The sequence below is a fragment of the Thioalkalivibrio sp. HK1 genome, from assembly GCA_000583135.1.
In the GTDB taxonomy this organism is placed as follows: Bacteria; Pseudomonadota; Gammaproteobacteria; order HK1; family HK1; genus HK1.
In genome coordinates, this window is record JFBG01000085.1 from 1 (window position 1) to 12,864 (window position 12,864).

Annotated in this window: 2 protein-coding genes; both read right to left on the bottom strand. The window is 57.6% G+C overall.

Features of this window, described 5'->3' with window-relative positions; genetic code table 11:
* On the bottom strand, window positions 1-5,505 hold a 5,505-nt coding region (locus tag BF99_RS0118445), incomplete at its 3' end, for a beta strand repeat-containing protein (protein WP_231471458.1).
* Window positions 5,506-6,367: 862 nt separating this feature from the next.
* Window positions 6,368-12,850: a beta strand repeat-containing protein gene (locus tag BF99_RS23555; protein WP_038099025.1), complete on the bottom strand. Its 6,483-nt coding sequence runs from the start codon at window positions 12,848-12,850 to the stop codon at window positions 6,368-6,370.
* Window positions 12,851-12,864 lie beyond the last annotated feature (14 nt).

Below are 12,864 nucleotides of genomic sequence, written 5' to 3' on the forward strand. Positions count from 1 at the left end.
ACCGCCGCCGGTGGCCGATACGGAGATGCTCGCGGTGTCGTCGTCGGCATCGCCGTCTTCGGCGGCGCTCACCTGGACGGTCTGGGCCGTATTCCAGTCGGATGTCGTGAAAACGAGGGTGTTTTGATTACCGGTCGTTCCGGTATCGGTATCGAGCGTGACGTCGGCATTGTCCGGCTGGGCCAACGTCACCGTCACGTTCGCGCTCGGCGCCGCCGACAAACGCACATCGAAGGTGGTGGTATTGCCCTCGACGACCGCAACGGCGCTCGAGGGGAGAGTCAGGGCTCCCGCGTCATCGTCCGTCACATCGACGCTCACCGTCCCGGTGGCATCGCCATAACCGCCGCCGGTGGCCGATACGGCAATACTCGCGTTCTCGTCGTCGGTATCGTCGTCATCCGCTGCGCTCAACCTGACCGTCCGAGCCGTATTCCAGTTGGAAGCCGTGAATGTCAGGGTGTTCTGATTGCCGGTAGCGAAGGTATCCGTATCCAACTTGACGTCGGTGTTGCTCGGCTGCTCCAAGGTCACCGTCACGTTCGCCGTCGGTGGCGCCGACAAGCGCACGTCGAAGGAGGCGGTGGCGCCCTCGACAATCGCAACGGCGCCGGACGGCAGGGTCAGGGTTCCCGCATCGTCATCCGTCAAGTTCACGCTGACCGTACCGCTTGCGTTGTTATAACCACCGCCCGTGGCCGACAGGGAAATGCTCGCGCTCTCGTCGTCGGCGTCGCCGTCATCCGCCGCGCTCAACCTGACGCTTTGGGTCGTGTTCCAGTTGAAAGCGGTGAAGGTCAGCGTGTTCTGCTCGCCGTTCGTTCCGGGATCGGTATCCAATTTGACGTCGGTGTTGCCCGGCTGGGCCAGCGTGACTGTCACATTCGCGGTCGGTTGCTGCGTCAGCTTCACATCGAAGGTGGCGGTCTCGCCCTCGGTGAGCGCAACGGCTTGCGTCGGAAGGACCAAGGCCGCTCCGCTGTCGTTGTCCGTCACGCTGACGCTTACGGTACCGGTGGCATCGCCGTAGCCACCGCCCGTGGCCGAGACCGAGATGCTCGCACTCTCATTGTTGCTATCGCCGTCTTCGGCCGCGCTCAGCCTGACCGTTTGGGCCGTATTCCAGTTGGATGTCGTGAATGCGAGGGTGGTCTGGTTGCCGTTCGTCGAGGTGTCGGTATCCAGCGTGACATCGGTGTTGCTCGGTTGGGCCAGGTTCACCGTCACACTCGATGTCGGCTGCACCGACAGTCGCACGTCGAAGGTGGCGGTAGCGCCCTCGACGAGGACCACGGGCGCCGAGGGAAGGGTGAAATCGCCCTCGTCGTCGTCGGTCAAATCGATGCTCACCGTGCCGGTGATTTGGTCATAACCGCCGCCCGTGGACGAAAGGGTGATGCTCGCGCTCTCATCGGCCATATCGCCGTCTTCCGCCGCGCTCAACCTAACGGATTGATTCGTATTCCAGTTGGCAGTCGTGAAGGTCAGGGTGTTCTGATTGCCGGGCGCCGCGGTGTCGGTATCCAGTTTGACGTCGGCGTTGCTCGGTTGGGTCAGGTTCACCGTCACATTCGCGGTCGGTTGCGCCGAAAGCCGCACATCGAAGGTAGCGGTATCCCCTTCGATGAGCGCAACGGGGCTCGACGGGAGGACCAAAGTCCACGTATCGTCATCCGTCACGTTGACACTCACCGAACCGGTGGCGTTGTTATAACCGCCGCCCGTTGCCGATACGGCGATGCCCGCGGTTTCGTTGTCGGTATCGCTGTCCTCGGCGGCATTTACCGTGACGGATTGGGCCGCGCTCCAGTTGGCAGCCGTGAAGGTCAGGGTGTTCTGATTGCCGGCCGTGGCGGTATCGGTATCCACTGTGATATCGGGGTTGCTCGGCTGAATCAAGGTCACCGTCACATCCGCGGTCGTTTGCTGCATCAGCCTCACATCGAAGGTGGCGGTACCACCCTCGGTGAGCGCCACGGTAGCCGAGGGAAGGACAAAAGACCCTTTATCGTTGTCCATCACTTCGACACTCACGGTACTCGCGTTGTCATAACCACCGCCCGATGCCGTCAGGCGAATATTCGCACTATCGTTCGTGACGTCGGCGTCCTCGGCCGCACTCACTCTCAATGTTTGATTGACATTCCAGTTGGATGCCGTGAACGTAAGCGATGTCTTATCCACCGTCACATCGGTGTTGCTCGGCTGCGTCACCGTCACCCCCACATCGGCGCTCGGTCGTTTTGTCAATCTCACCAAAAGATAAGCGGCAGCGGCACCTGCCGAGCCCTCGTCGATAGCCATATCGGTCGTCGAGAGCATCAGGCGACCGGTTGTATCCCTTACATCGACCTTCAAACTATCGCTCACCCCCTCGTATTCACCTCCCGAAGCCGAAAAGGAGATTGTCGCGCTTTCGTTCGAAGTATCGCTGTCGACGGCCGTACTCACCGTGACCGTCTGTTCCGTATTCCAGTTCGTCGCCGTGAAATCCAACGTGGTCTTGTCCACGGTCACGTCGGTATTGCTCGGCTGCGCCAGCGTCACCCTCACATCGGTGGTCGGCTGCGCGACCAGCTTCACGCCAAAAGTGCTTGTATCGCCCTCGTCGACGTCGATGGACTCTTTCGATAAAACCAGCTCTTTATCGCTATCCTTCACCGTTACTTTCACATGATGATACAACTGATTACCGTAATCCCTCCCGGTACCGCTCTCGAAAATTCTTCGGGTAGGCGAAAGTCTGAAATTTTCTTCATCGTCGGTGAAATTGCTATCCTCTCTTCCGATCAATGTTACGGTCTGATCGACATTCCAGTTGGTACTGTTGAAAGTCACGGGCTTCGTTCTTGCGCGCGTACCATCGTCTTTTAAAACATGGAAATCGATTCCCGATTCCGCTTCTGCGTAGACTATTCTTTCATTGCCCGCCCCCGGCGACTCCGCCAATCTGACATTGACGGTAGCGGTTCCGTCCTCGGTCATCACCAATGATGTCGGCGAAAAAATGACCAAGTCGTTATCATGAATGAGAATATTGGCAGTTGCCCGAACGTTGTCGAAACCACCACCCGATGCCGTAAAGGTTGCAATCACCTCATCATCCGTCGGATCGTCATCTTCGGCGGCGATGATCGGAACTGTTTGATAACTATTCCAGTTTCCGGTCGTGAAGGTCAGCGTGGACCTGCCAAAGGTCAAATCGCTGTTGTTCGATTGCATCGTCACTGTCACATCACCACTGGGCCGCTCCTTGAGCTTCACCCGGAGCCCCCACGGAAAATATGGGTGTTGCGCGCTCGCCTCGCCCTCTACGATCCATACAGTCCCATATCTAAGTACCATTCGATCGTTTATATCGGTCACATTGACCTTCACATCGGCAGTGATATCATCGTAACCATCGCCCGATGCCGAAAGGGAGATGGTCGCACTCTCGCCCATGGCATCCACGTCATTGGCCACGCTGACCGTGACCGTTTGTTCCGTAGCCCAGTTCGTCGTCGTGAAATCAAGCGTGGTCTTGTCCACGGTCACATCGGTATTGCTTGGCTGCGCCAGCGTCACCCTCACCGTCTCGGCCGGCGGCGAATGCAGTTTCACATTGAAGGTACTCGTACTGCCTTCATCGATGTTCAAAGAGGTCGTCGACAGTGCCAAATTCCTATCGTTATCCAGCACCGTGACATTTGCATTGACACGAAGAGGGCTATATGCATTTCCTCTGTAATCAAAATGCACGAACTGTATATCGTATTGGTTGTCTACGTAGTTATGATCCTCCTCCCTCGAGGTCACCGTGACCGTTTGCTCCACATTCCAGTTAGTGCTGTCGAAGGTCAAATTTCCCGTTCTATCGCCATTGACACGGACCTCACCCCCAAACCCACCACTCGGGTGCCGCTTAGGCAATGACTGCATATAGATGATCGTTTCATCGCCCGGATTCGGCGGCAAGGCCAGTTTGACCTTGATGGGGGTGGCGGCGGTTCCTCCTTCGTCCATCGTCAACGAGGCGGGCGAGAAGATGACCAAATCGTTATCGAGTATGAGAATATTCACATCTTCGCTCACACCCTCATAACCACCACCCGATGCCGTGAGCGTGACGGTCACATCATCGTTCGCCGCATCGGCATCCTCGGCCGCTTGGAACTTGGCTAGCTGAAAGGAATTCCAATTGGCGGTCGTGAAGGTCAGCGTGGATCTTTCCAATGTCAGATCGCTGTTATTCGGCTGCAGTGACACTGTCACGTCACCGCTGGGCCGCTCTTTGAGCTTCACCCGGATGCCGCCGGAACCCACGGGATAGCCGGCCCATTGACCCTCGATGACATCCAACCTGTCATGCGAGAATACCAACCGATCGCCCATATCCCTCACATTGACCGTCACTTGGGCGCTCAAGCCTTCGTAATCACCCCCCGATGCCGAAAGGGGGATGGTCGCGCTCTCGTTCGTAAGACCCCGGTCGGCGGCGGCGCTCACCGTGACCGTCTGATCCGTATTCCAGTTCGTCGTCGTGAAATCGAGCGTGGTCTTGTCCACGGTCACGTCGGTATTGCTCGGCTGCGTCAGCGTCACCCTCACCGCAGCGGTCGGCTGCGTATGCAGCTTCACCTTGAAGGTATTCGTACTACCTTCATCGATGTCCAATGAGGTTGTCGACAAAGCCAAATCTCTATCATTGTCCACCACTGTGATATACATAGTGGAACGAAGAGGTACATAGATGGATGAATTCGAGTAACTGCCATAGTAGTACAAGGATATCTTGTAGACATCGTCTGTATAGTTTCTATCATCCTCCCTCGCAGACATCCGAAAATCTTGCTCCACATTCCAATTGGTGCTATCGAAGGTCAACGTCGCATAATAAGGACTACTGGCGCCATTGATATCAAACCCCCTCGCATACCGCCCGCCCTCATCCAAGCGAACCGCTATTCTCGCTACGGTTTCCTTGCCCACACCCGGCGATGCGGCCAGTTTGACCTTGATGGCGGCGGTTTTTCCTTCGTCCATCGTCAATGTCGAGGGCGAGAAAAGGATCAAATCCTTATCGGCTATGTCGACATTGATATTTGCGGCGAAACTGTCATAGCCACCACCCGAGGCCGTAATATAAACATTCGCACTGTCGGGATCGGGATCGCTGTCTTTGGGCGCGGTAACTTTGATGCGATGACGGGTTCGCCAATTACTCGAGGTGAATGTCACGGAGGTCCTCGACAGATTCACGTTGATGTTGTTCGTCACTTTCAACGTCACCGTCACATCGCTGCTTGGCTGATTCGACAAGCTCACGTCGATACCATGGAAGGTATCTTGCTCCAAGACACCCTCGACGATTCCTATGCTGCCGTTATTACCGGGGTTGATTAGTATTTCCGCCGCCGACATCCTGGGAAGAGCGAGTCCAAGGGTAAAAAGGACGAGAACGAGTCCGTATCCGACGGAACCGAGAATGGATTTTCCAACGCACTTCTTTTCAACGCCCTTCATCACGATTTTCCTTTTTACCCTTCCAATCCGATCCCGGTCTTTTCCCGGTCTTTTCCCGGTCTTTTCCCGGTCTTTTCCCGGTCTTTTCCCGGTCTTTTCCCGGTCTTTTCCCGGTCTTTTCCCGGTCTTTTCCCGGTCTTTTCCGAATGTCGGCGAATGCACACCATTCGCCGACATTCGAATCATCGATGGCAATGCAAAGAAGCGATGCCGCCATCGCTTTTTTTGAATCCTACCGCCCTTCCTGCCGAAAATCCCTGCAAAACCATGACAAGCAAAACCGCTTAAGTCAATACATCAATGTTGAATCAAAGCCAAGATACCGGACACAAGGAAATCAGATACCGAGGGGTGAAATCTCGGTATCTGGCTTGTTGGGTTCACTGTGGTTATTCCGGTTCGGATCAGGCCAAGAAACAATATCTCCGCTGCGTGGTTGTCTTGTTCAATGGTATCGATAGCATCGGGATATCGGCTTCGATCATGCCGATTTCTTCGTTTTCCAAGATGAATCTCGCAAAAGATGGTCGAATTCGTGTTTTTTTGACACTACCCGATATGAGGCTTGATTTCGAAAATTTCCTTATCGTCGATGCCGAGGAAGATCGGCTCCAACCGGGCTCTCGACACCGGGCTTTTTCGGCCGAGGCGATCTCGATCGCTCACCCTGACCGAGCCACCAATCCGAAGACGTATTGTACTTCGGTTCTTCACAAAATATCGACTGAATGCCAATTTTTCTCCGAGAATACTCTGTTTTGCGAAAGCGCGCACCGAGATTTTTCGAAGTGGCTTTGCTGCGGGAGCGAGCCCTTTCGCCGAGATTGAATTCTCCTTGCCGGAAGGGTATCACAAGAATCTTTCAATCCCCGACCCTTACATTTCCGCCCCCGCTGTTGTTCACCAAGGCCCCGCCGCCGCCGGTTCGCGTCAACACCTGCACCGTGAACGGGGCATCCGAGCGCAACTCGCATGCCATTCCCATCCCCCGCCAGCGATAGTCGATCATGCTCGCCAACTCTTCGCTTTGCATGTGGCGCACGATCGAGGATCCGATCTCGAAGGGCTCGCTTCGGCGGTGCTTGCCATGATCCTCATAGCAATCGAAACGCATCGAAGTGCAGCGTTCTCCCTGCGGGGCCATGCATCGAATGCGGATATTCGATTTCTCGAAACCATCCGGCGAGGTGATCGACTCGATATCCGCCCGATGTCCATCGCCCTCGGGATAGCTGCGGATATAGGCGCTGTTATTCACCAAAACACCGTCCCCCGAGCGCGTCCAGACTTGGGAAGTGATTCGACCCACGCTTCGCAGAGCGCATCCCAAACGCCCTTTTCCGGACCACGAACCACCGGTGTAGCTCTCGATATCCCTCGCCGTCAGGGTTAGCCTTCCCCAGCCCGGTATCACCCCGGGGATCTCTCCTTGGAAGACCGCGCCGTCGCTTTGCGCCGTGCAATCGAGCAGAACCGCACAGGGACGTTCCTGCCTGCAGGAGATGCTCAAAGTGGATTGATCGCCGGATACCGCCGGGGGGATCCCCAAGGCATGCGTCCTTAGCGGATCGCTCGGGGTCGGCCTGCCGATCCGCACTTCATCCTCGATGTATTTCACCGAGATCGTGCTTTGAACGCCCGCATAGTTCCCGCCGGTGGCGTCCACGGTGATGACATCCAATCCGCCTTGGCGGTTGCTGCCTTCGGCCGCTCGGGCGCTGACGCTCTTACCCCGATCCCAGTCGTTGCTCGTAAAGACCAAGGAGGACGGGGAGAAGCCGATGCCCGGGTTGGAGCTCGATAGAGAGACGATGACCGCTTCGGTACCGATCGGCTCGACACCGAGCCCGACGGTAAAGGATTTGGCCGAACCGCCTTCTTCGAGTTCGATCGTCTCGGGGGAGGCTTCCAACATACCAGGGGTATCGATGACGGTGATGGGAAGAACCCGCATCGCTCTGTCATAGCCGCCACCGGTGGCGACCATGGTGATGATATCGGTATCGTCCGTACCGTCGGTATCGAATGCGGCGCTGACGGTGACGATCTGCTCTTCGAACCAGTTCGAGGGAGTGAAAATCAGCGAGAAGGGAGAGAGCGTGATATCGTCGTTGGTTTTTCTCAACGATACGATGACCTCCCTATCCGGTACGCCGCCTTGGAGTCTGATGGCGATGGTCCTCGACAGACTCTCACCGAGCATGAGAGTCCTCGGGGTTGCGACGATCGACCCTCGAGCACCCCCGGACGGGGGAGTGTATTCATCGTCCCTGACGGCGACCGTCATCCGCGCAAGCGGCACTTCGATACCCAAAGCGGCGAAGGTGATGATATCGGTATCGTCCACGCCATCCGAATCGTTCGCCGCGCTGACGGTGATGTATTGCTCCTCGTTCCAATCCAAGGGGGTGAAGCGCAGCGATGAGGGCTCGAAAGAGATATCCTTGTTGGATCTCGCCAATACCAAGGTCATATCCGAGGTCGGAACGATGCCATCGAATTTGAGGGCGATGGTTTTCGATGTGCCCTCGTCGATCTCGAGGATTTGCGGTTCGACGAGGATCAGCCCCCTGATGCCGGGAGGCGGGGCGAGGGGTTCATCGTCGTCGACCACCTCGACCACCAAACTGCCCGCAACGCTATCGTATTCACCGCCGGCGGCCGTGTAATCGATCACCGCCGACTCGTTCCTGTCGTCGTCGTCATGAGCCACCTCCAGCGCCACCACCTGTCCCGTATTCCAAGTACCGGTGGTGAAGGTCAGCGAGGTCTTGTCGATCATCACCTCGGGACTGCTCGAGGTCAGCGTCACCATCACCGTCTCATCCTCGTCGTTCGGACGTTTCGCCAACCTCACCAAAAAGTGGGTGCCGGTACCCTCGACGAGTTCGAATTCACCCGGCGAAACGGTCAGTCCCGGGCTGTCGTTATCGGTCACCCGAATCGTCATGGTCTGGCTCACATCGCCGTAGTCGGCGCCCGTAGCGGACAACAAGACGATCGACTCGTCCAAGGCGGTATCGTCGTCTTGGGCGGCGTTGACGGTGACGGTTTGCCTTTCGTGCCAGGTCGATGGGGTGAAGGTCAGCGATGACTTGTCCATCGTCAGATCCGCATTGCTTTCCTGCTGACGCAACATCACCGTCACATTCCCGCTCGGCAAGGTCCCCAACCTCACATCGAAGGTGCCGCTCTCGCCCTCGGTGAAATTCAATACCCCGGGGTCGGCGATCACCCTCAACGTATCGTTATCGGTCACGTTGGCGTTCACGGTGGAGCTCACACTGTTGTAGCCGCCGCCCGAGGCCGACAGGGCGATGCTGGCGTTCTCGTCGGTGCCGTCATCGTCCTCGGCAACATTGACCGTCACCGTTTTGAGGCTATCCCAATCGGATACCGTAAATGTCAATGTGTTCTGATCGCCGGTGGTATCGGGGTCGGTATCCACCTTCACGTCGGCGTTGCTCGGCTGAGTCAAGGTCACTGTTACGCTTGCGCTCGGCAGGGTCGCCAATCTCACCGAGAAACTCCCGCTCAATCCCTCGGTGACCTCCAATGCATTCGGCGGAAGAATCAAAGCCTCCTCGTCGTTATCCGTCACGGCGACGCTCACGCTTTCGCTCACGCCGTCATAGCCGCCGCCCGTCGTCGAAATGGAGATATCGCTCGCGCTATCGTCCCAAGCGTCGTCGTCCTCGGCGGCCCTTATCCGCACCGTTTGCACCACATCCCAGTCGGTGCTCGTGAAGGTCAGCGAAGTCTTGTCGACCGTCACATCGGTATTGCTCGGCTGGGCCAAGGTCATGCTCACATTCGCATTCGGCTGCTGCGTCAACCTCACCGTGAAGGTCCCGTTGCCGCCCTCGGCGAGATTGAACGTTGTCGGCGAAACCGTCAAACCTGCGGTATCGTTATCCGTTACGGTCACGCTTACGCTCTTGCCGACGTTGACGTAATCACCGCCCGAGGCCGACAGGGCGATGCTTGCACTGTCGTTTACCAGATCGTCGTCGTCGCTCGTATTGATCGTCACCCTTTGATTCGTATTCCAGTTGCTTCCGGTGAAAAGGAGGGTGGCGACCTGATTGCCGGAGGCATTGGGGTCGGTATCGATCTTGACGTCGTTATTGCCCGGCTGAGTCAGCGTCACCGAAACATTCGCGCTCGGCAGGGTCGCCAACTTCACATCGAAGGTATCGTTCGTGCCCTCGGTGATGCTCATCTGCTCCGGCGTAAGCACCAATGCCGGTTCGTCGTCATCCTCGACATCGACCGATACCCTCTCCCTCACCCCTCCGTAATCACCGCCCGAGGCCACCAAGGCGATCCTTGCGCTCTCATCGGAGGCATCGGGGTCATGGGCTACGCTCACCGTCACCGTCTGAGCCGTATCCCATTCGCTGCCGGTGAAGGTCAGACTGCTCGGGGTGTACGTCACATCGGCATTGGCCACATCATCGCTAAGATTCACCGTCACCGTCCCGCTCGGCAGGGTCGCCAATTCCACATCGAAGGTTTGGTTCCCACCCTCGGCGATGGTCAAAGAGGACGCCGAAAGGGTCAAGCCCACCTCGTCGTTATCCGTCACCATGACACCCACGCTGCCGGTCTGGCTGCCATAATCGGCACCGGAGGCGGTAATGGCGATGGATGCGCTCTCGTCCACGGCATCGTCGTCTTCGAGCACTGTGACGGCCACTCTCTGCCTCGTATTCCAGTTGCCGGTGGTGAAGGTCAACGTGTTCTGGTAGCCGCTCGCCGAGGTGTCGGTATCCACCTTGACGTCGGTGTTGGTGGGCTGGGTCAACGTCACCGTGACATTCCCACCACCCGGCTCCGTCGCCAATTTCACCTCGAAGGTGGCGGTGGCACTCTCGGTGATCGCCAAGTTGCTGACCGGCCGGTCTACCTCATCAACCATTGCTTTGATCGCCAAGATGAGCAAGGCAGGCTCTTCGTCGTCCGTCACATCGACGTCCACGCTATCGGTGACGGCGGCGTAAGCGCTGTCGGCGGATGACGATACCGTCAACGAAATGCTCGCGCTCTCATCCACGGCGTCGGCGTCTTGTTCGGCATAGACCCTGGCGGTCTGACTCACATTCCAGTTCATGTTAGTGAAGGTCAAAGTGTTCTGGTTGCCGAAGGTATCGGGTTCGATATCCACCCTGATGTCGCTATTGCCGGGCTGGTTGAGCGTCACCGTAACGTCTCCCATCGGGGTGGTCGTCAGCCTCACATCGAGGGTTTCATCATCCCCCTCATCGATGCTCAAGGTACTCGCGGAGAGGGTCAAACCCTCTTCGTCGTCGTCGGTCACATCGACCTTTACGGTGCCGGTCACGCTGCCATAGTTGCCGCCCGAAGCCGAAACGGAGATGGTCACGTCCGCATGGTCCCAAGCATCGTCGTCATGGCCTGCGCTCACCGTGACCGTCTGACTCGCATTCCAGTTGCTCGGGGTGAAGGTCAGCGTATTTTGATTGCCGCTCGCTGTGGTGTCGGTATCCACCGTGACCACGCCGGCACCGGTCGGCTGGGCCAGCGTGACCGTGATATCCGCTCGGGGCAAGGTCGCCAAGCTCACCATGAAGGTGGTACTTTCCCCCTCTTCGACGCTCAAGTCACTCGAAGGTAGATTCAAGCCCTCGGTGTCATCGTCCGTCACATCGACAACCACACTGCCGGTCGTGGCGGCGAAACCGCCGCCCGTGGCCGAAACGGAGATGGTCTGGTCCGTATCGTCCCAAGCATCGAAGTCATTGGCCGCGTTCACCGTGACCGTCTGATTTTGATTCCAGTTGGAGGAGGTGAACGTCAGCGTGTTCTGGATGCCGTTGGTCGAGGTATCGGTATCCACGGTGACATCGCTGCCGCTCGGCTGGGCCAGCGTTACGGTTACGTTCGCGCTCGGCTGGTTCGACAACTTCATATTGAAAGTGGTGCTATCGTTCTCGTCGACACTCAGATCGCTCGTCGGGAGGATGAATTCCGCCACGTCGACATCCGTTATGTCGACGCCCACGCTACCGCTCACCCCGGCGAAACCGCCGCCGGATGCCGAAATGGAGATACTCGCGCTTTCGTCCACGAGATCGTCATCGTCGCTGACGGTGACTCGTACCGACTGATCCACATTCCAATTGCCGGAAGTGAATGTCAGCGTGGTCTGGTTGCCGCTGGTCGAGGTATTGGTATCCACCTTGACATCGCCGTTGCTCGGCTGGGTCAAGGTCACCGTCACGTTCGCACTCGGCTGGTTCGACAACTTCACATTGAAGTTGCTGTTGGCGCCCTCGTCGATAGCCAGATCGCTTGACGGGAGGATGATGGTTCCGGTGTCATCGTCCGTCACATCGACACCCACGGTGCCGGTCACACTCCCATAGCCCCCGCCCGATGCCGAAACGGAGATGCTCGCGCTGTCGTCCACGAGATCGTTGTCTTGGGCCGCATTGACCCTGACCGACTGATTCTGATCCCAGTTGGAGGTGGTAAAGGTCAGCGTGTTCTGGTTGCCGCTCATCGAGGTATTGGTATCTACCTTGACATCGCCGTTGCTCGGCTGGGCCAAGGTTACGGTCACGCTCGCGCTCGGCAAGGTCGCCAGCTTGATATTGAAAGTGCTGTTACTGCCCTCGTTGACGCTCACATTGCTCGAGGGAAGGATGAAGGATTCGGTATCGTCGTCCGTCACATCGACGCCCACGGAGCCGGTCACACTCCCATAGCCCCCGCCCGATGCCGAAACGGAGATGCTCGCGCTCTCATCTGCGGTATCGGCGTCTTGCGCCGCATTGACCGTAACCGTCTGATTCACATTCCAAGTGGAAGTCGTAAAGGTCAGCGAGGTACTGCTCACCGTCACATCGGTGTTGCTCGGCTGAGCCAAAGTTACGGTCACGCTCGCGCTCGGCAGGGTCGCCAGCCTGATACTGAAAGTGTTGTTACTGCCCTCGTTGACAATCACGTCACTCGATGGCAGGACGAAGGATTCGGTGTCATCGTCGGTCACATCGACGCCCACGGAGCCGGTCACGCTGCCATAGCCCCCGCCCGATGCCGAAACGGAGATGCTCGCGCTCTCATCTGCGGTATCGGCGTCTTGGCCCGCATTGACCGTGACCGACTGATTCTGATCCCAGTTGGAAGTCGTAAAGGTCAGCGAAGTACTGCCCACCGTCACATCGGTATTGGTCGGCTGGGCCAAGGTCACCGTCACATCTGCGCTCGGCAAGGTCGCCAGCTTGATATTGAACGTGTTGCTACTGCCCTCGTTGACGCTCACATTGCTCGATGGCAGGACGAAAGCCTCGCTGTCATCGTCCGTCACATCGACGCTCACGCTTCCGGTCGCAT